Here is a 22218-nt window from a genome sequence, read left to right on the forward strand (position 1 = left end):
TATTTTGTGATGGGTAACAAAATTTATTGCATTGGATTAGCGGATGCTAAGTTTGCCTGTTTAGATATGCCGCTCAATACCTTTCAGAACCCTGTCTCTTTGAAGTATAAAGACGATGAATTGTCAACCAATCGGATCTGAATTTCAAAAAAGCAGTTGATCTTCTTTTCATCTCGCACAATAGTAAAAAAAGAAGCAATGAAATAGAACATTATGCGGGTGGCCTTTAAACAAGGTTTCTACCCGCATTATTATGAAGGACGTTAGAGTCAGTTATGGGTAAATCACTCGTTATAGTGGAGTCACCAGCCAAGGCAAAGACGATAAATAAGTACCTTGGTAAAGACTTTATTGTTAAGTCTAGTGTTGGTCATGTGCGTGATCTGCCTACGGCCGGTCAAAGCACTGGTGAGAAAAAAGCCGCAGCCATCTCAACTAAAGGGATGAGTCCGGAAGAGAAAGCGCGCGTTAAAAAAGAGAAAGACCGCAAAGCGTTGATCAAAAAAATGGGGATTAACCCATATCATGACTGGGAAGCGAATTACCAAATCCTTCCAGGCAAAGAAAAAGTTGTCAACGAACTACAAAAACTCGCCAAAGACGCAGATTGCGTTTATCTCGCAACCGATTTGGACCGCGAAGGGGAAGCAATCGCATGGCACCTTCGTGAGATCATCGGTGGCGATGAAGAGCGATACAAACGTGTAGTTTTTAACGAAATCACGAAAAACGCGATCCAACAAGCTTTCCAGACACCTGGTGAGCTGAACATGGATGGTGTAAATGCCCAACAAGCACGTCGCTTCATGGACCGTGTCGTTGGTTTTATGGTTTCACCTCTACTTTGGAAAAAAGTGGCTCGTGGCTTATCTGCTGGTCGAGTGCAGTCTGTTGCGGTGAAATTGTTAGTTGAGCGTGAGCGTGAGATTAACGCGTTTGTACCAGAAGAATTCTGGGACATTCATGCGAATACGAAAACGAAAGACAAAGCGGACTTTAAACTGCTTGTTGCTCAGAAAGACGGTTCTGCGTTTAAGCCAGTTAATGAGGCAGAAACCAAAGCAGCGATGTCTGTACTTGAGAATGCAAGTTACGAAGTATGTAAGCGTGAAGACCGCCCTACAAAGAGCAAGCCTTCAGCACCTTACATCACCTCTACGCTTCAACAGGCAGCGAGTACACGCCTGGGCTACGGCGTGAAAAAGACCATGATGCTAGCTCAGCGCCTCTATGAGGCCGGTTACATCACTTATATGCGTACTGACTCGACTAACCTAAGTGCCGAGGCTGTGGACGCTGTACGTGACTTTATTGGTTCTGAGTTTGGTGATAAGTACCTGCCAGCGAAACCATTGACGTACGGTAGCAAAGAAGGGGCACAGGAAGCGCACGAAGCGATCCGTCCTTCAAATGTGGGTGTTAAGGCGGAAGACCTGCAAGGTGTCGATGCTGATGCGCACAAACTTTACGCTTTGATTTGGAATCAGTTTGTAGCGTGTCAAATGACGCCAGCAGAATACGATTCAACAACCATCAGCGTAAAAGCGGCAGAATACACGCTTAAAGCGAAAGGCCGTATCCTTAAATTTGACGGCTGGACTCGTGTACAGCGTCCAATGGGCAAAAACGAGGATACAATCCTTCCAGCGGTACAACTTGGCGATAAGCTAAGCTTAGAGTCACTTGACCCTAAACAGCACTTTACAAAGCCACCTGCGCGCTACACTGAAGCAGCACTGGTTAAAGAGCTGGAGAAACGAGGCATTGGTCGTCCGTCGACTTACGCATCGATCATTTCTACGATTCAAGATCGTGGCTACGTGAAAGTTGATCAGCGCCGTTTCTACGCTGAAAAAATGGGTGAAATTGTTACTGACCGCCTTGATGACAGCTTTAACGATTTGATGAACTACGACTTTACTGCGCGTATGGAACAGAAATTGGACCAAATCGCTGAAGGTGAAGTGAACTGGAAAGCTGTGTTAGACAACTTCTTTGCTGATTTTACTGGCGATCTTGAAAAAGCGGAGCTGGATGAGTCAGAAGGCGGTATGAAGTTAAACCACATCGTCATGACGGATATCGAGTGTCCGACGTGTAGCCGTCCAATGGGCATCCGTACTGCTTCGACAGGTGTGTTCTTAGGCTGTTCAGGTTACGCGTTACCACCAAAAGAGCGTTGTAAGACAACCATCAACTTGGGTGACGAAGAAGGTATTATTAACGTTCTAGAAGAAGACGTTGAAACCGCAGCTCTTCGTGCTAAAAAGCGTTGTCCGATCTGTGAAACAGCGATGGACGCATACCTGATTGATGACAAGCGTAAGATGCATGTTTGTGGTAATAACCCGAACTGTGAAGGCTACCTTGTTGAATACGGCGAGTTCAAAGTAAAAGGCTACGATGGTCCAGTTGTTGAATGTGACAAATGTGGCTCTGATATGGTGCTTAAGAACGGTCGCTTTGGTAAATACATGGATTGTACGAGCGAAACGTGCAAGAACACTCGTAAGATCTTGAAGAATGGCGAAGTCGCGCCCCCGAAAGAAGATCCTGTTCATTTCCCCGAGTTGCCATGTGAAAACTCAGATGCGTATTTCGTACTTCGTGATGGTGCTTCAGGTCTATTTATGGCGGCAAGCAACTTCCCGAAATCGCGCGAGACACGTGCTCCTTTGGTTGCTGAACTGGCACGTTTTGAAGAGCGTTTACCTGAGAAGTTCAAATACCTAGCGACCGCACCGCAAGAAGATCCTGATGGTCGTCCTGCAGTTGTACGCTTTAGTCGCAAAACAAAAGAGAACTACGTTCGTTCGGAAGAGAATGGCAAACCATCTGGTTGGACAGCGCTCTTTGTTGACGGTAAGTGGGAAGTCACTGATAAGCGTAAAAAAGCGAAAGCATAAAAACGTACGATCTAAGTAATGTAAAAAGGCAGCGATATCGCTGCCTTTTTTGCGTTTTGTTTTTGCGTAAAGGCCACTGTGTTGTTCGTATAGATCTTTGCTGCTTTGACTGAGTTTTGCTGACGCGAGAAGATCCCAGTATCAATATTTCGTAGTCGCTGATGTATTTTTTATGTAAAAAATATTCGTTGTAACTTTCATTTTGCATTCACATATTTGTTATACATTGGGCTAAAAAATCGGCGGTGTAGTGAATCCGTTCGTAAATTGTTTTCACAATGTAATCGTTTGCTTTTCCATGTGTGATCTAGATATCGTCTTGAGTACGCAAGAGCTGTATGGTACACAGAATGGCGTATTAAAAATTGTAATTTAGAACCCGCTTAGATAATTTATTACAAAAATTAGTGCAACTGTGTGCATTGTTTGCGTCAAAAAATAAGGAAAGAGTGGACGTTGCATACTGGAAGTGCCGTAGCTTTTTTATCCGTGTTGTAAGAGTTCACAGAAACTCAGAGACGGTTGCTAAATGTATTCGCTTGACTCCCCGAGTATGACTCATTCAAGCGAGTACCAAATCCAAGCTATAACGATATGGAGAACAACAAATGGCTGGTGTTTTGGGAATGATTCTTGCTGGCGGTGAAGGCTCTCGTTTGAGACCTTTAACGGAATCTCGCAGTAAACCTTCGGTACCGTTTGGTGGTAGTTATCGATTGATCGATTTTGCTCTAAACAATTTTGTTAATGCGGATCTGATGCGCATTTACGTCCTAACCCAATTTAAATCTCAATCTTTATTCCATCACTTAAAAAAGGGGTGGAACATCAACGGCATTACAGACCGCTTTATCGATCCTATTCCCGCTCAAATGCGTACTGGTAAACGTTGGTACGAAGGGACGGCGGACGCGATCTATCAAAACCTGCGTTTTATGGAGTTAGAGGAACCAGAGCAAGTTTGTATTTTTGGCTCTGACCATATCTATAAGATGGATATCAAACAAATGCTGAACTTCCACTCAGAAAAGCAGGCTTCTCTGACGGTATCTGCATTGCGCATGCCACTAAAAGAGGCGTCGCAATTTGGGGTTATCGAAGTGGATAGCGAAGGCCGTATGATTGGCTTTGAAGAAAAACCAGCAAATCCGAAGTCGATTCCTGGTGACCCTGATTACGCTTTAGTTTCAATGGGTAACTATGTTTTTGAAGCTCAGGTACTGTTCTCAGAGTTGGTCGAAGATGCGGATAATGAAGCTTCATCACATGATTTTGGAAAGGACATCATTCCAAAGATGTTCCCTAGAGGTGATGTGTTCGTGTATGACTTCAGTACCAACAAAATCAGTGGCGAAAAAGAAGAGGTGTACTGGCGTGATGTCGGAACTATTGATGCGTACTGGCAAGCGCATATGGATCTGCTAGAAAAAGATGCACCATTTTCGCTGTACAACCGTAAATGGCCATTGCATACCTACTACCCACCATTGCCACCTGCGACATTTACCGACTCTGATAATGGTCGTGTGCAGATAATCGATAGTTTAGTGTGTAATGGCAGCTATGTTAGAGGCTCAAGAATCGAAAAGTCGGTGCTTGGTTTTCGCAGTAATATTGCTTCTGCTTGCGATATCAGCGAATGTATACTTCTTGGTGACGTAAAAATTGGCGAAGGATGTGTTTTACGTCGTGTGATTGTCGACAAGGATGCCGATATTGCTCCTGGTACTCAGATTGGTGTGAATCTTCAAGAAGATAAAAAACACTTCCACGTGTCTGAGGAGGGCATTGTTGTTATTCCGAAAGGAGCTCGAGTTGGCTACTAACAACTTATCTATTCTGTTTGTAGCTTCTGAGGTTGAAGGACTCATTAAAAGTGGTGGCTTGGCAGATGTTGCCAAGGCACTACCGGAAGCCCTTCAAAACCTACAGCAAGACGTAAGAATTACCATCCCTGCGTACAGCAGTATTGATAAACTCGCAGACGCAGAAGTTGTATTAGAAACAGAATTAACATCATGGCCGCATACGGAGTATCGAGTTTTGCGGCTCATGTTAGGTCAAAATCCTGTTTACCTGATTGATTGTCCGCCGTATTTCAATCGACCATCAATGTATGCGGAGAACAACCAAGCGTATACTGATAACGGCGAGCGCTTTGCGTTTTTTAGTGCAGCATGTCTCGATATGTTACCCAAGCTCGCCTTTCAACCTAATATCATACACGCGAACGATTGGCACACAGGTCTTGTTCCATTTTTGCTCAAGCACAGGTATGGCAATGATCCGTTTTTTGCTCATACTAAAAGCGTCATTTCAATTCACAATGCGGTCTTTAAAGGCGTATTTAGTTATGAAGACGTGCAGTGTTTGCCAGAGTTTCATTGTAGAAACGTTCCCGATGCTGCGGTGAGTGCAACGCATATTACGATGCTTAAAGCTGGTGTAATGAATGCAGATAAGATAAACGCGGTTAGCCCTACGTACGCAGAGGAACTAAAAACAGAGCTTGGCAGTCACGGCATGGCTTGGGAGTTTCAGCAACGTGCGCAGGACTTAGTCGGCATCTTGAATGGTTGTGATTACAGCGCTTGGAATCCGGAAACGGATACCTACTTGCCGGTTAATTACTGCGCCGACCAGAAAAGTATGTCGCAAGGGAAGAAAGCTTGTAAAAAAGCATTACAACAAAGACTAAATTTGCCCGAAAAAGATGTAGCTATGTTCGGTATGGTTTGTCGGTTGACCCAGCAGAAAGGCGTTCATTACTTGTTGCCTGCTTTGGCCGATTTTTTGAAGCACGATGTTCAGCTAGTTGTCGTTGGGACCGGAGACCCTGTTCTTGCCGCTCAGTTACGAGAGGTTGCCGCGCAGTTTTCTAGCCAATTTGCCTTTGTAGAAGCGTATGACAATGAACTTGCGCATATCGTTGAAGCGGGTTCTGATTTCTTCTTGATGCCTTCTGAGTTTGAACCATGTGGCTTAAACCAAATCTATAGTATGGCTTATGGGACATTACCGATAGTACGCGGTGTTGGTGGCTTGAAGGACAGCGTTAGCGATTATGATGTAAACCCATCTGAAGCAACGGGGTTTGTTTTTTTCGAACCGACACCGCAGGCATTGTTGTTAACGATGCTAAGGGCACTGTTGCTCTACGCTCAAAACGAGCCTGAAGTGAATAAAGTACAGTTGCACGCGATGCAACAAGACTTTTGTTGGCAAAAGGCCGCAGAATCTTATTTGCAGCTTTACCACTCAGCGTTAGTTTGACTTAAAATTGTAACGAAAGGCACCGAATGAGGTGCCTTTATTATCTTGAGTAAGGGGAGTGTGGTAGGATGGCTTTTTACTCAATAGCACGATCTTTTTGATACTCAATATGACCCAGCCGCTACTTTTTCATAAAACCTATTTGCACCCTACTAGTAATGAGTGGGTTGTATTTGTGCACGGTGCTGGTGGTAGCTCTTCTATCTGGTTCAAGCAAATTAAAGCTTACAAGCAACACTTTAACTTATTGCTGATCGATTTAAGAGGTCATGGAAAGTCAAATCAGTTACTTAAAGAGCTCATTGCTAGCCGTTATACCTTTACGGAAGTTACCCAAGATATTTTGAAAGTATTGGACCATTTAAAGATCCAATCCGCTCATTTTGTCGGTATGTCGCTTGGTACTATTATTGTTCGAAACCTTGCTGAATTGTCATCAGAGCGCGTACGTTCGATGGTGCTCGGCGGTGCTGTCACAAGGCTTAACACTCGTTCTCAGATATTGGTGAAATTAGGTAATTTTTGTAAGCATATCCTACCGTACATGTGGCTCTACAAACTGTTCGCTTATATTGTTATGCCTCAAAGAAGCCAACGAGAATCTCGCCACCTTTTTATTCGCGAAGCCAAGAAGCTTTGCCAAAAAGAATTTAAACGTTGGTTTATTCTTGCCGCTGATGTAAATCCGTTAATGAAATATTTTAAAGATCGAGAGTTACCCATTCCGACTCTTTACTTAATGGGCGACAGGGATTACATGTTTATTAAACCTGTCAAAGAAATGGTTGCAGCACATAAGCTCAGCATTCTACGAGAAATCCCGAATTGTGGTCATGTATGCAATGTAGAGCGTCCAGAAGACTTCAATCAACACTCCATCGAGTTTATTAAACAGCAAGCTGTATGTGCTTAAAACTGAGTGCATCCACTGAATAGGAGAGCCGCTATAGCTCTCCTAGTTGATATCCACATTGCCAACATGCACCAAATTGCCCTTCGTTTATTTCATGACATTTTGGGCATTGCCAATCTTGATACTCATGCCTATCGGATTGTTTTCGATATGCTTTTACTATTTCTTCAGCTTTCATCTTTTGTGCAGTGTCAAAAAGCCACACATAAGGATCGGTATCATCACCAAACGGCAGTTCTCCTTTTAAGCCGAAAATACCTTCTCCACGAACTTCACAGTAAATTTGTTCCACTTTAAGCAGCTCACATACAATGTGTGCTTCTGCTGGGTTTTTAGCGATAAATATTTTCATCAAAATACCCACTTCACCAATTACGAGTTTTGCTGACTTGGTGTCGGCCTTACTTTATTCATAACCCATTTAGTGATGATTGGAAATAGTCCCAATAGCGCAAAAGACGCTAATACTGCGGGTGAAACAATGCCCGATAGGCTTTCAATTGTTGCTAATTGAGTACCTGCATTCAGATATACGGCTGTGCCTGGCAGCATACCTATTTGGCTAGTGAGATAAAATCTACCTACAGACATCGGCGTTAAGCCCATCAGTAAGTTGATTAGAAAGAAAGGGAATACAGGGATTAGACGCAAGGAAAATAGATAAAAAGCTCCGTCTTTTTCGACACCTTGATTAATTGCGTTGAGTTTATTTCCGAATTTGTTTTGTACCCAGTCACGCAATAAGTATCGGCTGCTCAAGAAGGCCAGTGTTGCCCCCATAGTGCTAGCGAAAGAAACCAGTAGCAAGCTTGTCCAAAAACCAAATAAGGCTGCACCAAGTAAGGTGACTACTGCCGCTCCTGGGATAGAAAAAGCGGTAATTGCAATGTAGGTAAAAAAGTAAATCGCAGCCGAGAATACAAAATTCTGATCGATGTATGTAGTTAGTGCTTCTTGTTGGGCTTTTGCATTCTCTAAGGTTAAATACTGGCCAAAGTTAATACCTAAAAAGACGATAGCCGCTAGTAGGATGAGACCTAATATCAGTTTCTTATTCATAATTTTGATTCCAATTTGGGATATATGTAATAAGACAGTAGGAAAACCGAAAAAATTTCACAAAAAAACCGCAGATTAGACTGCGGTTTTACAAGATAGTTTTTAGGCCGACTTTTATTGGAGGCCGTTCATCAACTCATCTCGGCGAGCTTGAGGTACCACACTCCAATGAGTGCCGTTGATAGCCCCTTCTAGTGCCCATAGCAACTCAATGTTGACGGTTGCAGAGTGCGTATCTCTTATCGCTTTATAGGCGTTAAGCGCACCTTCCTCTTCAAGCTTCTCTACGGATTCGATGCCGGCTTTTTTTAGCATGCGCTCGGTAGCCAGTCGTAAGTTAGGCAAATCTTTCAAACGGTTAGGCTTTGTACTTGCTTGCTGTTCTTTCTCAAGCTTTGCCTTTTTCAATGATTGATTCGCTACTTCGATTAAGCGTTCGCTTGATTCCCATAAATCGCTGGAAATAGCGTAGTACTTTGTAACGACTGGAAAGCCACGTTTTTTATAAACGTAAGGCTTTAGCCCTTGTTTCTCGAAGTCAGATGAAGTTTTTTGGTCTGCTCTGATATGAAGCTGATTGTTTACCACTAGTGCAAACATTGTTTCATCAGCGAATAGTCCGAAGCCACCAAACATTGAGCGCGACTTGATATTACCAAGTGCCTCAAATAGCTTCATAGAGTCTTTGAGTATCGGTTTATCCATGTTTTGTTATCTCGGTGTAATTAATATTACGCCACCAAAAGTCAGGTCCGAGAGAGTAGCAAACATGCGTAAAAACAATGTCATTACAGAGTAAAGTCATTGCTTACACACTTGCCATCGGTAACCCCGCTACCTTCCATATCGTAATATGGTTCAGGCCGGAGGCTTTGCGTCCCACTCTTTCGAATGGTTTGCCCTGTGCGTGACACAATGAGCATACTTCTTATATTGAATTAACATCACGGTTTAGCGTTAAAAGTGTGATTTCGGTTCAATAAAAATGATAGATTGAATGCTCTATTTTGCATATGGAAAGGTGCAAATTGGCCTTTGAAAAGGAGTTCTTAATATATATTACATTTATATAAAACAGGGAGTTAACGTTAGTCAATTGTTATTAGAGTGGTGTGAAGTATTAGAGAATGCTTAATTTTTCCAAAAAAATAAGCGCCCCTGTAGAGCGCTTATTTAACACGGTTAAATACAGTGAAATTTAGTTCATTTTTTTCACAGTATTTCGAATTACAAGCTCAGGTTGCATCTCGAAAATTCGTTTTTCGTGTTCTTTATCTTTGATACGCTCAAGTAGAATTTCGAATGCATTTTTACCAACACGACGTTTAGGTTGGTGGATAGTCGTTAGCGGTGGAGAGAAGTATTCCGCAAGCTCGATGTTGTCGTAGCCGATCACTGAAATATCTTCAGGAATTTTGATCCCGTTTTGTTGCAAGCGGCTCATTAGGCCTAGAGCCATTGTGTCGTTAAAACAGAATACCGCCGTCGGGCGCTTGTCCATTGCGGTAATTTTATCTGCAACTAATACGGCCGTATCACATTCAAAGTTACCTTCAAGGATCCAGTCTTCATTTACAGCTAGGTTCGCTTCGCTCATTGCGCGACGGAAACCTGCAATGCGCTCTTGGCAAGCAAGCTTTTCAAAATGACCGCTTAGACAAGCGATATCCGTATGACCATTGTCAATCAGATGTTTGGTTGCAATGTAGCCACCTTCTTCTGAGTTATCCATGATCTTGTCTGCTTGTGAGCTCTCTGGGCCCCAATCCATGACCACTTTAGGAATGTCCGCATGACGGTCAAGCATCTCTTTTAGTTCTTCGGTTAAGTCAGAACACATCACTAGGATGCCATCAACGCGCTTTTCAGCCAGCATACGAATGTAATCGCGTTGTTTTTCGTAAATCCCGCCTGTGTTACATAAAATCAGAGTATAGCCTTGGCGGTAACAGTAGCTCTCAACGCCATCAATCACTTCTGAGAAAAATAGGTTAGTTGATTGAGTTACTAACATGCCAATCGTACGAGTTGAGTTGCATTTTAGGCTGCGTGCAACGGCACTTGGCGCGTAATTCAGCTCGTCAACGGCTTTCATTACTTTTTCTTGCGTTGCTTCTGCAACGAAACGCGTTTTATTGATAACGTGCGAAACTGTCGTAGTGGAAACGCCGGCTAAGCGAGCAACGTCTTTTATCGTGGCCATAAATGGTGTCCTGTATCGAGCTACTGAAATATGTCGTATTGGATGTACCTGATGCTCTAATGGTTTCACACCTAGCAATATAAAATTGGCGCTAAGTGTCTCGGCAGCGGTTGATCCAAGTGCGACAAAAGGGTACGTAGCAGCATCGGTCGATGAATTTTATCTTTTTTCTATCTGATGAGAAATTGCCATCAACCTGTTAAGAAAACACAAAAACCGCTATATTTCAGCGGTTTACATATAAATCATATTTAATCGTTTGCGCTCACATTTTAGCCCTATGTGAACTGACTAGCAATGTTTTCAGCAAGAGATTTGTGTATTTGAAGTCACATTTTGACTGCTAAATAACCAAGCGTCTTTGCGCTAAGTTAAGGCAAACGAATATTATACCCAAGTTACTTACAATTGGTCACTTTCAGGCATACAGGAAGCCCGATAGGCAGGCTCCCTAAAAATAGGCGGCAATTATTCACCAAGAAGGTAGGCGCTGTCTAGTTTACAAAATGCAACTAATAGTTTCGCGACACTCGAGTAAAATCCAAATTCGTCGAATTGTTTACATTTGTCTGAAAACTGAGGTAACCAAGACATCAATTGTTGCTGGATAAAGTCGTTTTGTTTAACGAAGGCTTCTTCCATGTGTTTTTCTTGTTCAAGCTCGTTTGAGCGGATAATCATGTTCCCGAGAAAGTCGAGCTCAACGGCTAAGTGATCCGCAGGTTCCTTTAGGTTTTCGTCTACTTGAACGCCAAATTCAGCCATCAACTTTTCCATTTCCTCAGCTGGCTTGTCATTCAGTAAACCTGATTCACCAATGTACATGGATGCGTAAGGAAGAGCGCCGTATTTTTCTGTCTTCAAAAACAGTTCACAAAAGTCAGCTGCAAGCTCTAGTTGTGCATCTTCACGATCTTGTAACCGATTCAGCGCATCAACTAGGCTATCAACGGCTGGTTTTAGCGACTCATTTTCACCTAAACCTGCGAGAAAACTGCGAATTTCAACACTGTGATAGGCTTCCAATTCTTTCTCTGTTAGTTCTTTTGCGAACAAGCTCGAAAACCACCAGTAAATTTCAGCGCGTTTTTCATTAAAAGCTTTCACTTCTTGCATTTTGGGCTCCTGAATGATGCTTCAAGTCATGCATCACAAAGTCAATTAGGGATATCCCCTAAGTGTAATCAATTAAAATGAATAGCAGTAACTATAATTGTTATGTTTTATGGTCAAAAATGACCGTTTATTAATAGCAATGGGCAAGCTTGTTTTGAATCAATAAAAACGCTAAATCTTGCGTTTTAATGTATCTATGACTAGAAATGTTACTAGTTATGAATAGAATACGTCTTGGATAATAAGAAGACAGAAAAGTGGTGTAAATGAGCTATCACGTATTAGTCGTAGAAGATGATGTTGTAACTCGTAGTAAGCTTGCGGGATATTTCCAAAATGAGGGCTACCAAGTCAGCGAAGCAGAGAGTGGCGCAGAAATGCGTGAAGTTTTGCAAGCGGGCGATGTAGACCTGATCATGCTGGATATTAACCTGCCTGGTGAAGACGGCCTGATGCTTACTCGTGAGTTACGTAGCCAATCGGATATTGGTATCATATTAGTAACAGGACGCACGGATAGCATTGATAAAATCGTAGGCCTAGAAATGGGTGCTGACGATTATGTGACAAAACCTTTTGAACTGAGAGAGCTGTTAGTTCGCGTTAAAAACTTGCTGTGGCGTATTTCAGCAGCGCGCAGTGGCAGCTCGAAAGCGAATGAAACCAGTGAAGAGCACATTGTGCGCTTTGGGGAGTGGACATTCGACATTCAACGTCGCGCACTTAGCCGCAACGGTGAGCCAGTAAAACTAACTAAAGCAGAGTATGAACTTTTGGTGGCATTATCGTCTTATCCTAACCAGGTGTTAAGTCGTGAGCGTATTTTGAACATGATCAGCCATCGAGTGGATGCGCCGAATGACCGCACCATTGATGTTCTTATTCGACGTATGCGCGCAAAAATGGAGTTCGATCCTAAGAACCCACAGATTTTTGTAACGGTACACGGCGAAGGCTATATGTTTGCTGGTGACTAGTTGGAACATAACTCAATCGTAAAAAGAAAAAGGAGAGCTTCGGCTCTCCTTTTTTGTGGCTTCAAGATAATACTAGTTTGCTTCAACCATTGGTGTTTGGCCGACAGTATCACGCAACCTTTGCCAAATACTGCCCAAGTACTCATGCCAATAAAGCTCTGTTTGTTCTAAGTAACGCGCTTTAGGTGAGTATTTATCCCAAGGTTGACTTATCTCGCTAATAGCTAAGAAGTTGGTCGGGGCTGGGATTGGTTTAATGCCTGCTGCGTTGAACTCATACAATGCACGGCTCATGTGACTCGCAGAAGTGACTAACACAATCTCCTTTTGTTGAACGAATGCAGCCGCTTGACGCGCCTCTTCCCACGTATCTTTCGCATCTTCTAATAAAATGATATCGGATTTCGCGACTCCCAACGCAAGGGCAACGTTCGCCATCATTCGCGCGTGGCTAATTTCAGATCCGCCAGCATAGCCGGATAAGATTAATTTCGCGCCTGGATACATTCTTAAAATACGAATGCCCTCAGTTAAGCGCATTAATGCTGCACGGCTTAACTGCGAGGTGGGTGGAATTTCGTCATCGATAACATGACCATTCCCTAAAACCATCACGTAGTCGATGGTGCCAGAAACTGGCAAAAAGGCTTTATGCTCTCGCTCTAACGGCATAAGAAGCTTGGTTGAAACAGGTTGGAAGGCAACAAGAAAAATGCCAACAAAAGAGAATAGAACAACGAAGCAGCCAGTTTTACGTTTTGTAGTAAAACTAATGAGAGCAAGACCCAACAAGCCTATCAGCAGCAATGCCGGAAGGGGCATAAGCATGGCTGACACTACTTTTTTCAGCTCAAACATACATAAATAGTCCGAAAAAACATCAATTGATAATAAAAATGAGGGTATCCCTCTTTATTCCTGCTTTCCTTGTGCCAGAATAGCGGCACAATCCGTTATGATAACTCAGCAGAAGTGACAGAAGACCGCAATTTCGACGATATCGCCCACAAATTTGCAAAAAATATTTACGGCTCCGATAAAGGGGAGATCCGCCAAATCATTGTGTGGGAAGATTTTCTACAGATTCTAAGTGAATTAGATGCTGACCAGCAACCCCTAGAAGTGTTGGACGCTGGTGGTGGTTTGGCACAAATGTCGCAAAAGCTTGCTAAGCTCGGACATCGAATCGCTTTATGTGATCTATCTTCGGAAATGCTGCAGTTGGCTAAGCAGGATATTGAAAAAAACGGTTTGCTTGAGCAGTATCGCCTGATTCATTCGCCTGTCCAATCCATCGGTGAACATATGGATGGACAGGTCGATCTGGTTATGTTCCACGCTGTGATGGAGTGGCTGGTTGATCCTAAGGCCGCACTTGAAACAGTTCTTGAACAAGTAAAACCGGGAGGTATCGCATCAGTCATGTTCTACAACCACCACGGTTTAGTCTATAAAAACGTGGTTTGTGGCAACATTCCTCATATATTAGACGGCATGCCTCACCGAAAAAGATTTAAACTACAGCCGCAAAAAGGCTTAAAACCTGAAGAAGTCTACCAGTGGATAGAAAATTCAGGTTTTAATATTTGTGGCAAATCTGGTATTCGCTCATTTAGTGATTACATAGGCAATATGGAATACATGGGTGATTACGAGTTTGAAGATGTGTTGGCGCTAGAAAAACAACTTTGTCGACAAGAGCCATACCTCTCATTAGGCCGCTACATTCATGTGTGGGCTAAAAAGAACGATAAACAGGAATAACAATGAGTGAGATGACTCTCAATGCTGCAGAGCAACCAATCGATGAGCTGGTTGGCTGGGTTAAGCAGCACGATTTCTCGTTGAACCTGACCACAGAGCGATTGGCATTTTTGATAGCCATTGCCGTACTGAGTAATGAAAGGTTCGATGAAGAACTGGGTGAAGGTGAACTGCATGATGCATTTGCCATCGTCACTCGACTATTTGATGAGACCGGCGAAGCCTCCGCTTTTCGTGCGAACAATGCGATCAACGAGATGGTTAAGCAGCGTCTTATGAGCCGTTTTGTCAGTGAGATTACTGACGGAGCGAGCATTTACCGCTTGTCGCCATTAGCGATAGGAATAACCGACTACTACGTGCGTCATCGTGAGTTCTCAAAACTGCGTCTATCTATCCAGCTATCCATGGTAGCGGATGAAATGGCGAAAGCGATTGAGGCAGCACAAAAAGGTGGCACACCGGGTCACTGGAAGAAAAACGTATACGGTGTTTTAAAATATTCTGTAGGCGAAATCTTCGATCAAATTGACCTCAACCAACGTGTTATGGATGAGCAGCAACAGTCAGTGAAACAACAGATTGCTGACCTGCTTAACAAAGACTGGCGCGAAGCGATCAACAACTGTGAAGCACTTCTGTCAGAAACATCAAGCACGTTGCGTGAACTTCAAGATACGCTGCAAGCCGCCAGTGATGAACTGCAAACTCAGATCCTCGATATTCAAGAAATTGTTTACGGTGACCCTGAGCTGGAGTTTATCGAAGAAGCCTTGTTTGGTCTGCAAATGAAGCTGGACCGAATCACAAGCTGGGGCCAGCAAGCGATCGACCTTTGGATTGGTTACGACCGACACGTGCACAAGTTTATTCGTACTGCAATCGATATGGATAAGAACCGTGCGTTTAGCTCGCGTCTGCGTCAATCTGTCAAAGATTACTTCGATGCGCCTTGGTATCTGACTTATGCAGATGCGGAGAGGCTTTCTGACCTTCGTGATGAGGCCCTAGTACTGCGTGATGACGAGGTAACGGGTCAAGTTCCGATGGAAGTAGAATACGAAGAGTTTCAACAAGTCAATGATGAGCTGTCTGAACGAATTGGTGACATGCTAAAAGCGCATAAAGATCAAGGCACACCAATCGATTTGAGTGTGGTACTGCGAGATTACCTTGCACAGCACCCTTACACTCATCATTTTGATTTAGCTCGCATTATCGTCGATCAAGCTGTACGTCTAGGGTATTCAGAATCGGATTACCAAGCGATTCAACCAGACTGGAAAGCAATCAACGAATTTGGGGCAAAGGTACAAGCGAATGTCATCGACCGATACTAATGAATACATGTCAGAGAATCTGGCAAAAGCAATTTCTAACCCTCTGTTCCCAGCGCTAGACAGCATGCTTCGAGCAGGGCGTCATATCTCAAGTGAAGATCTAGACAACCACGCGTTGCTGTCGGATTTCGAACTTGAGCTTTCTTCTTTCTACCAACGCTACAACACCGAATTGGTGAAAGCGCCAGAAGGTTTCTTCTATCTTCGTCCTCGTTCAACGTCTCTGATTGGCCGTAGTGTTCTTTCTGAACTGGATATGCTGGTGGGTAAGGTACTGTGTTTCCTTTATCTAAGCCCAGAGCGTCTTGCGCACGAAGGCATCTTCACTAACCAAGAGCTGTACGACGAACTGCTTGCTCTAGCAGATGAAAACAAGCTGATGAAGCTAGTGACGAACCGTGCGACTGGTTCTGACCTCGATAAAGAAAAGCTGTTTGAAAAAGTACGTACGTCACTTCGTCGTCTGCGTCGCCTAGGCATGATCATCAACATCGGTGAAACCGGTAAATTCAGCATCAGTGAAGCGGTATTCCGCTTTGGTGCCGATGTACGTATTGGCGATGACATGCGTGAAGCGCAGCTGCGTCTGATCCGTGATGGTGAAGCAGTAGTGCACACCAAAGAGCCAAGCCAAGGCAGCTTATTGTCTGAAGAAGATCAAGACGACCAAGCCCAAGAAGAAACAACAGAAGAGGGTGAAGCATGAGCATGATTGAACGCGGTAAATACCAATCGCTGACCATGGTCAACTGGAACGGCTTCTTTGCCCGTACGTTTGACATCGATGGTCTGGTCACCACGCTATCAGGTGGTAACGGTGCAGGTAAATCAACCACAATGGCGGCGTTCATCACCGCATTGATTCCTGACCAAACGCTACTGCACTTCCGTAATACGACAGAAGCAGGCAGCAGCCAATCGTCTCGCGACAAAGGTTTGTACGGTAAGCTACAGCCGGGCGCATGTTATGCGGCGCTAGACGTGGTGAACTCACGTAACCAACGCCTATTGTTTGCAGTAAAACTACAGCAAGTTGCGGGTCGTGATAAGAAAGTAGACATCAAACCGTTTGTGATCCAAGGTCTTCCAAGCCATGTGAAACCAACGGATATTTTGGTTGAAAGCGTATCTGCGACTCAAGCTCGTGTACGTCAAATCAACGAAGTAAAAGAATCGATCGCGGAATTTGAAGGCGTTCAGTTCAAAGCGTTCTCTTCTATCGTGGATTACCACGCACAAATGTTTGAATTCGGTGTGATTCCGAAGAAACTGCGTAACTCTGGTGACCGTTCTAAATTCTACCGCCTGATCGAAGCATCGCTTTACGGTGGTATCTCAAGTGCGATTACGCGCTCGCTACGTGACTACCTTTTGCCACAAAACGGCGGCGTGAAAAAAGCGTTCCAAGATATGGAATCGGCACTGCGTGAAAACCGCATGACGCTAGAAGCGATCAAAACCACGCAAGCAGATCGTGACTTGTTCAAACACTTGATTACAGAGTCGACCAACTACGTGGCAGCGGACTATATGCGCCATGCCAACGAGCGCCGTAAAAAACTAGAACAGACATTGTCTTTGCGTTCAGAGTTATTTGGTTCTCGCGAAACCTTGATTGAGCAAAACAATCTGCTTAACCGCGTTCAAGAAGAGCTGGAACTGCTGATCGAGTCAGAATCTTCTTTAGAGCAAGACTACCAAGCGGCTTCTGATCACTTGCAACTGGTGCAAAACGCGCTGCGTCAGCAAGAGAAGATCGAACGCTACCAAGAAGATCTTGAAGAGCTGAGCGAGCGTCTTGAAGAACAAATGATGGTAGTGGAAGAAGCGCAAGAACGCGTGATGATGGCTGAAGAGCAAGCTACCGTTGCAGAAGAAGAGGTGGATAGCCTTAAGACGCAACTTGCTGATTACCAGCAAGCTCTTGACGTTCAGCAAACTCGCGCCCTTCAATATCAACAAGTAGTTCAAGCGCTGGAGAAAGCGAAGCAACTACTTGGCGATGACAGCCTAACGGCGGAATCGGCTCAAGCGCTTGTCTCTGAGCTTAAGAACAAAGAATCAGAAAGCACCAATGCGTTGCTATCGGTTAAGCACAAACTGGACATGTCTTCTGCAGCGGCAGAGCAGTTTGAAACCGCGCTTAAACTGGTACAAAGCATCGTTGGTCAAGTTGAGCGCAAAGACGCGTCTGAGCATGCGAAAACTGCAATTGCGAAAGCGCGTGAGTCACAACAAATTGCACAAAACGAACAACAATGGCGAGCACAACACCGTGATCTCGAACGCAGCCTTAACCAGCAGCGTCAAGCACGTGAACTGGTTGCTGAATACAAAAAGCAATATCACGTTGAACTAACCGATGAGGTTACGTTTGAACAAGAACGTGAACGTCATGCGACGCAAATCGAATCACTAGAGATAGCTCAAGAAGAAGTTCGTGATCAGCGTGGTGAACAGCGCCGTCTAGAGCAAAACGCGGTGGCAGAAATCAGTAAGCTTGAAGCAATAGCACCAGCTTGGATTGCGGCGAACGATGCGCTAGAGAAACTGAGAGAGCAGAGCGGTGAAGAACTTGAGGATCGCCATGCGGTAATGAACCACATGCAAGTTGTCCTTGAACAAGAAAGGGAGTTGTCTTTAGCTAAAGATAAGCTTGCTGAGCGCCGTAGCCAGCTAGACGCTGAGATTGAGCGTCTTGCTTCTCCTGGTGGTTCAAATGACCCTCGCCTGAAAGGTTTGGCAGATACGCTGGGCGGTGTATTGCTGTCTGAGATCTACGATGACATCACGATTGATGACGCGCCTTACTTCAGTGCGATGTACGGTCCGGCTCGTCACGCTATCGTTGTTTCTGACTTGTCAGGCATCGAAGAAAAACTGGTAGAGCTAGACGACTGTCCAGAAGACTTGTACATCATTGAAGGTGACATCGATGCCTTTGATGACAGCTCGTTCGATGCAGAAGAGTTAGAGGGCGCGGTTTGCGTTCGTATGAACGATCGCCAAATGCGTTACTCTCGCTTGCCTGAGATCCCATTGTTTGGCCGCGCGGCACGTGAGCAGCGTCTAGAGTTGCTGCGTAACGAACGAGAAGAAGTGGTAGAGAAACACGCAAAAGCGGCGTTTGATTCTCAGAAAATGCAGCGCTTGTACCAAGCGTTTAACTTATTTGTGTCTAACCACATTCAGGTTGCTTTTGACGCCGATCCAGAACAAGCACTGGCAACTATTCGTGATAAGCGTAACCAAATTGCTCGCGTGCTGGCGGATCTGGATGCGAAAGAGCAACAACAACGTTCTCAGCTTCAAACCAGCAAGCAAGCGTTGTCTTCTCTGGACAAGCTAGCGTCACACATGGTGCTTGTTGAAGATGAGTCATTGCAAGCGCGTTTTGATGAGCTAGAAGAGAAAATCGCTCAGCTTGCAGAGGCGAAGAACTTCTTAAGCAACCATGCAAAAGCCGTCGCGCAATTAGAGAATATTGCGTCTGCGCTTGATGCTGACCCAGAGCAATTCGATGCACTAGAAGCAGAATACAAAGCGGCAGACGAGCGGCTACAAGATCTTAAGAAGCAAATCTTTGCACTCTCGGATCTCGTTGAACGTCGTCACTACTTCGCTTACTCAGATTCAGTAGACCTACTGAACAAGAGTAGCGAACTGAGTGAGCAGCTAAAAGCTAAACTGGTTCAAGCTGAACAAATGCGTACACGCTCTCGTGAAGAGTTGAAACAATCGCAAGGTCAAATGAACCAATACAACCAAGTATTGGCATCATTGAAGAGTTCACACCAAGCGAAACTGGAAACGGTTCAAGAGTTCAAACAAGAACTTCAAGAGTTTGGCGTGAACGCGGACGAAGGTGCAGAAGAACGTGCAATGCGTCGTCGTGACGAACTGCACGAGCGTCTACACACGTCTCGCAGTCGTAAGAGCGAATACGAGCGCACGATCACCTCTACTGAACTAGAGATGAAAGGCTTGGCGAAACGCCTGAAGAAAGTTCAGAAAGAATATGTTGAGTTGCGTACCTTCGTGGTTGCAGCGAAAGCTGGCTGGTGTTCAGTACTTCGTTTAGCGCGTGAGAACGATGTTGAGCGTCGTCTACACAAGCGTGAACTGGCTTACATGTCTGCGGATGAGCTGCGTTCTATGTCTGATAAATCATTGGGGGCGCTGCGTCTAGCGGTTGCGAACAATGACGACCTGCGTGATGCGCTGCGTCTATCAGAAGATAACGCACGTCCAGAGCGTAAAGTTCTGTTCTATATTGCTGTATACCAACACCTTCGTGAGCGTATTCGTCAGGATATCATCCGTACTGATGACCCAGTTGAAGCAATCGAAGAGATGGAAGTCGAGCTGGCGCGTCTAACGGAAGAGCTAACGCAACGTGAAAACCGTCTAGCGATCAGCTCTGAGTCAGTAGCGAGCATCATCAAGAAGACGATTCAGCGTGAGCAAAACCGTATTCGTATGCTGAACCAAGGTTTGTCGAACATCTCGTTTGGTCAGGTGAAGGGCGTACGTCTAAACGTGAAGATTCGTGAAAGTCACGAAGTGCTACTGAACGGACTAGCGACACAGCAAGAGCAGCATAAAGATCTGTTTGAATCGACTCGCTTTACCTTCTCTGAAGCAATGGCGAAACTGTTCCAACGCGTGAACCCACATATCGATATGGGTCAACGTTCTCCTCAGGTTCTGGGTGAAGAGCTACTGGATTACCGTAACTACCTAGAGCTAAGTGTAGAAGTGAACCGTGGTACAGACGGTTGGCTACAAGCAGAGTCTGGCGCGCTATCAACAGGTGAAGCGATCGGTACCGGTCAGTCAATCCTTCTGATGGTTGTTCAAAGCTGGGAAGAAGAGTCTCGTCGTCTACGCAGCAAAGACATTGTGCCTTGTCGTTTGCTTTTCTTGGATGAAGCAGCGCGTCTGGATGCGAAATCGATCGCGACATTGTTCGAATTGTGTGACCGTCTGGATATGCAGCTTCTTATCGCGGCACCTGAAAACATCAGCCCAGAGAAAGGTACGACCTACAAACTGGTGCGTAAGGTGTTTAAAGATCACGAACACGTACACGTGGTTGGTCTGCGTGGTTTTGGTCAAACGGATAAGCCTAAGACTGAAGCACAAGAGATGATTGAAGAGTTTGAATCGTAAACTTCGAATCTAACAAAACGCCCGCAATGAACGCGGGCGTTTTTGTATCTGTTTGCGAGGCAGGCTTCGAACAACATAAGACAAGCCGAGACTGTAGGACGGCAGTCTCGGCTTATTAGCGGAACTTAATGAGGAAGCGACGTTTATTCCTCTGGAATATCGTCCCTGACTTCGATCATTTCAGCAAGCTCTTCAAGTGCTTGGACAGAAAGCTCAGACAAGCGTTGTAGGTGTTGGTCTAAGCTCTCTTGTTCTTCAAGCTCTGGTTCATCATTATTTGTTTCTTTTATTAGCATTTCCCAACCTCTCAAGTTGAGTAAGGGGAGCTCTCATCATACTCAAAAGGCAAAGTAGAAAAGAAACGATCTATGTTGATTTTGTTAGCTCGATCATTGATTCAACTTATATATGAGAAGGATGTGTTTAATAAGGAGAGCAAGTGCAAGGTTTTTGGATGCGGGAACAAAAACGCCAGTAATCATGACAATTACTGGCGAGTAATAACGAACATTATGTCGAAGGGTTAGAACAACGGCTTCACACCGAACTGCTCTGCCGCGTAAGCGACGCGTTCAATCGGTTTTGGATACTCAGCAGGTGTGCCAAGGCTCTCTATGTGTTTCAAACGAGGAAGCAAGCCTGCACCATTAGCGATTTGGATTGCCAGACCAGGGCGAGCGTTAAGCTCTAAAACCATAGGCCCTTCATCTTTATCCAGCACCATATCCGTACCCATGTATCCCAAACCTGTCATTTCCCAGGCACTTGACGCAAGCTCCAGCAAGCGCTCCCAATGCGGTACTTGAAGGGTCGAAAGGTCTTTACCTGTATCAGGGTGATGAGTCACTGGATGATCGAACTGCACCGCTCTGACGGCTTTACCTGTCGCGATGTCAATGCCTACTCCTACCGCACCTTGGTGAAGGTTTGCTTTGCCGTCGGAAGCCGCTGTAGAACAGCGCATCATCGCCATAACTGGATAACCTTTAAATACGATGATCCGAACATCTGGTACGCCTTCATAACTGAAGCCATCAAAACAGTCATCAAACTTGATTAAGTTTTCAACCACAGCAACGTCATTTTTACCACCAAGAGAGAAAAGGCCAGCAAGCGCATTACTAATGTGACGCTCGACCTCATCCCTACCAATTGTAGAGCCGGAGGGTTTGGTATATACCCCGTTTTTGTGAGACGTAACAACCAGAATGCCTTTACCGCCACTACCTTGTGCAGGTTTGATTACAAAACCAGGCCAGTTTTCAACCATTTTGTGGATAGTCTTAACTTCAGCTTGGTTATGAATGACACCGATCAGGGCAGGAACTGTTGCTCCTGCTGCCTGTGCAATAATTTTGGTCTTTAGCTTGTCATCGACAAGTGGGTATTTAGAACGATCATTGTAACGGCCAATATAGCTGTGGTTACGCTTGTTCATCCCCATAATGCCTTTATGGCGAAGCTTAGACGGCGAAGTAAAACTTTCGAACATCGT

General features: G+C 44.6%; 17 protein-coding genes and 1 riboswitch. Of the genes, 9 read left to right on the forward strand and 8 right to left on the reverse strand.

Annotation, left to right across the window (positions count from 1 at the left end; all coding sequences use genetic code 11):
• The first annotated feature begins 275 nt into the window (after nt 1-275).
• The 4 genes from topA to R7040_RS00385 all read left to right on the forward strand — a co-directional run bounded on the left by topA (nt 276) and on the right by R7040_RS00385 (nt 7092).
• The gene (topA, locus tag R7040_RS00370) at nt 276-2906 is read left to right on the forward strand and encodes a type I DNA topoisomerase (protein WP_005378351.1); all 2631 of its coding nucleotides are present in this window, start codon (nt 276-278) and stop codon (nt 2904-2906) included.
• Between the two features lie 608 nt (nt 2907-3514).
• Nucleotides 3515-4732, forward strand: coding sequence for a glucose-1-phosphate adenylyltransferase (gene glgC / locus R7040_RS00375; protein WP_017634726.1), 1218 nt, complete (start codon nt 3515-3517; stop codon nt 4730-4732).
• On the forward strand, nt 4722-6179 hold the full coding sequence (gene glgA, locus R7040_RS00380; protein ID WP_064353745.1) for a glycogen synthase GlgA: 1458 nt from the start codon (nt 4722-4724) through the stop codon (nt 6177-6179). The genes glgC and glgA overlap by 11 nt, the downstream gene beginning before the upstream one ends.
• A gap of 109 nt (nt 6180-6288) precedes the next feature.
• On the forward strand, nt 6289-7092 hold the full coding sequence (locus tag R7040_RS00385) for an alpha/beta fold hydrolase (protein ID WP_017820032.1): 804 nt from the start codon (nt 6289-6291) through the stop codon (nt 7090-7092).
• 31 nt (nt 7093-7123) lie between these two features.
• Here the strand turns inward: R7040_RS00385 and R7040_RS00390 are convergent, their stop codons facing one another.
• The 5 genes from R7040_RS00390 to torD all read right to left on the reverse strand — a co-directional run bounded on the left by R7040_RS00390 (nt 7124) and on the right by torD (nt 11470).
• Entirely contained in the window at nt 7124-7444 is a 321-nt protein-coding gene (locus R7040_RS00390) for a DUF2007 domain-containing protein (protein WP_017820033.1), read from the reverse strand.
• A gap of 20 nt (nt 7445-7464) precedes the next feature.
• Complete coding sequence (locus R7040_RS00395) at nt 7465-8151, reverse strand: TVP38/TMEM64 family protein (protein ID WP_005378366.1); 687 nt, start codon at nt 8149-8151, stop codon at nt 7465-7467.
• A gap of 114 nt (nt 8152-8265) precedes the next feature.
• Nucleotides 8266-8856, reverse strand: coding sequence for a TfoX/Sxy family DNA transformation protein (locus R7040_RS00400; protein ID WP_005378367.1), 591 nt, complete (start codon nt 8854-8856; stop codon nt 8266-8268).
• A gap of 116 nt (nt 8857-8972) precedes the next feature.
• Nucleotides 8973-9062: riboswitch (cyclic di-GMP riboswitch) on the reverse strand.
• A gap of 287 nt (nt 9063-9349) precedes the next feature.
• Nucleotides 9350-10354 (reverse strand): HTH-type transcriptional repressor PurR, encoded by a 1005-nt coding sequence (gene purR / locus R7040_RS00405; RefSeq protein WP_005378368.1) that lies wholly within the window; start codon nt 10352-10354, stop codon nt 9350-9352.
• 468 nt (nt 10355-10822) lie between these two features.
• Entirely contained in the window at nt 10823-11470 is a 648-nt protein-coding gene (gene torD, locus R7040_RS00410; RefSeq protein WP_017820035.1) for a molecular chaperone TorD, read from the reverse strand.
• Between the two features lie 266 nt (nt 11471-11736).
• Between torD and torR the strand changes: the two genes are divergently transcribed.
• The gene (gene torR, locus R7040_RS00415) at nt 11737-12447 is read left to right on the forward strand and encodes a two-component system response regulator TorR (RefSeq protein ID WP_005378370.1); all 711 of its coding nucleotides are present in this window, start codon (nt 11737-11739) and stop codon (nt 12445-12447) included.
• A 72-nt stretch (nt 12448-12519) separates the two neighbouring features.
• Here the strand turns inward: torR and elyC are convergent, their stop codons facing one another.
• Nucleotides 12520-13305, reverse strand: a complete 786-nt coding sequence (gene elyC, locus R7040_RS00420) for an envelope biogenesis factor ElyC (RefSeq protein WP_005387893.1) — start codon at nt 13303-13305, stop codon at nt 12520-12522.
• Between the two features lie 114 nt (nt 13306-13419).
• Here elyC and cmoM point away from each other — a divergent pair, with 114 nt between their 5' ends.
• From cmoM to mukB, 4 genes are read left to right on the forward strand one after another with little or no spacing between them, the layout of a single operon-like run.
• Nucleotides 13420-14211: a tRNA uridine 5-oxyacetic acid(34) methyltransferase CmoM gene (cmoM, locus tag R7040_RS00425; protein ID WP_025766915.1), complete on the forward strand. Its 792-nt coding sequence runs from the start codon at nt 13420-13422 to the stop codon at nt 14209-14211.
• A 2-nt stretch (nt 14212-14213) separates the two neighbouring features.
• Nucleotides 14214-15551 (forward strand): chromosome partition protein MukF, encoded by a 1338-nt coding sequence (gene mukF / locus R7040_RS00430; RefSeq protein WP_017634722.1) that lies wholly within the window; start codon nt 14214-14216, stop codon nt 15549-15551.
• Nucleotides 15532-16257, forward strand: coding sequence for a chromosome partition protein MukE (gene mukE, locus R7040_RS00435; protein ID WP_005378379.1), 726 nt, complete (start codon nt 15532-15534; stop codon nt 16255-16257). Before mukF ends, mukE begins: the two co-directional genes overlap by 20 nt.
• A gap of 2 nt (nt 16258-16259) precedes the next feature.
• Nucleotides 16260-20723, forward strand: a complete 4464-nt coding sequence (gene mukB, locus R7040_RS00440; RefSeq protein WP_318095374.1) for a chromosome partition protein MukB — start codon at nt 16260-16262, stop codon at nt 20721-20723.
• Nucleotides 20724-20866: 143 nt separating this feature from the next.
• Here mukB and R7040_RS00445 read toward each other — a convergent pair whose 3' ends face one another.
• Entirely contained in the window at nt 20867-21019 is a 153-nt protein-coding gene (locus tag R7040_RS00445) for a hypothetical protein (protein WP_005378381.1), read from the reverse strand.
• Nucleotides 21020-21246: 227 nt separating this feature from the next.
• A complete protein-coding gene (locus R7040_RS00450; RefSeq protein WP_005378387.1) occupies nt 21247-22215 on the reverse strand; it encodes an alpha-L-glutamate ligase-like protein in 969 nt (322 codons plus the stop codon).
• Nucleotides 22216-22218 lie beyond the last annotated feature (3 nt).

This window comes from Vibrio sp. 1069, assembly GCF_033340555.1.

Coding starts and splice junctions, on each gene's coding strand:
- mukB (WP_318095374.1), top strand. CDS start 16,260: ATGATTGAACGCGGTAAATACCAATCGCTGACCATGGTCAACTGGAAC.
- torR (WP_005378370.1), top strand. CDS start 11,737: ATGAGCTATCACGTATTAGTCGTAGAAGATGATGTTGTAACTCGTAGT.
- mukE (WP_005378379.1), top strand. CDS start 15,532: ATGTCATCGACCGATACTAATGAATACATGTCAGAGAATCTGGCAAAA.
- torD (WP_017820035.1), bottom strand. CDS start 11,470: ATGCAAGAAGTGAAAGCTTTTAATGAAAAACGCGCTGAAATTTACTGG.
- R7040_RS00400 (WP_005378367.1), bottom strand. CDS start 8,856: ATGGATAAACCGATACTCAAAGACTCTATGAAGCTATTTGAGGCACTT.
- purR (WP_005378368.1), bottom strand. CDS start 10,354: ATGGCCACGATAAAAGACGTTGCTCGCTTAGCCGGCGTTTCCACTACG.
- topA (WP_005378351.1), top strand. CDS start 276: ATGGGTAAATCACTCGTTATAGTGGAGTCACCAGCCAAGGCAAAGACG.
- R7040_RS00390 (WP_017820033.1), bottom strand. CDS start 7,444: ATGAAAATATTTATCGCTAAAAACCCAGCAGAAGCACACATTGTATGT.
- elyC (WP_005387893.1), bottom strand. CDS start 13,305: ATGTTTGAGCTGAAAAAAGTAGTGTCAGCCATGCTTATGCCCCTTCCG.
- R7040_RS00450 (WP_005378387.1), bottom strand. CDS start 22,215: ATGTTCGAAAGTTTTACTTCGCCGTCTAAGCTTCGCCATAAAGGCATT.
- mukF (WP_017634722.1), top strand. CDS start 14,214: ATGAGTGAGATGACTCTCAATGCTGCAGAGCAACCAATCGATGAGCTG.
- glgC (WP_017634726.1), top strand. CDS start 3,515: ATGGCTGGTGTTTTGGGAATGATTCTTGCTGGCGGTGAAGGCTCTCGT.
- R7040_RS00385 (WP_017820032.1), top strand. CDS start 6,289: ATGACCCAGCCGCTACTTTTTCATAAAACCTATTTGCACCCTACTAGT.
- R7040_RS00395 (WP_005378366.1), bottom strand. CDS start 8,151: ATGAATAAGAAACTGATATTAGGTCTCATCCTACTAGCGGCTATCGTC.
- R7040_RS00445 (WP_005378381.1), bottom strand. CDS start 21,019: ATGCTAATAAAAGAAACAAATAATGATGAACCAGAGCTTGAAGAACAA.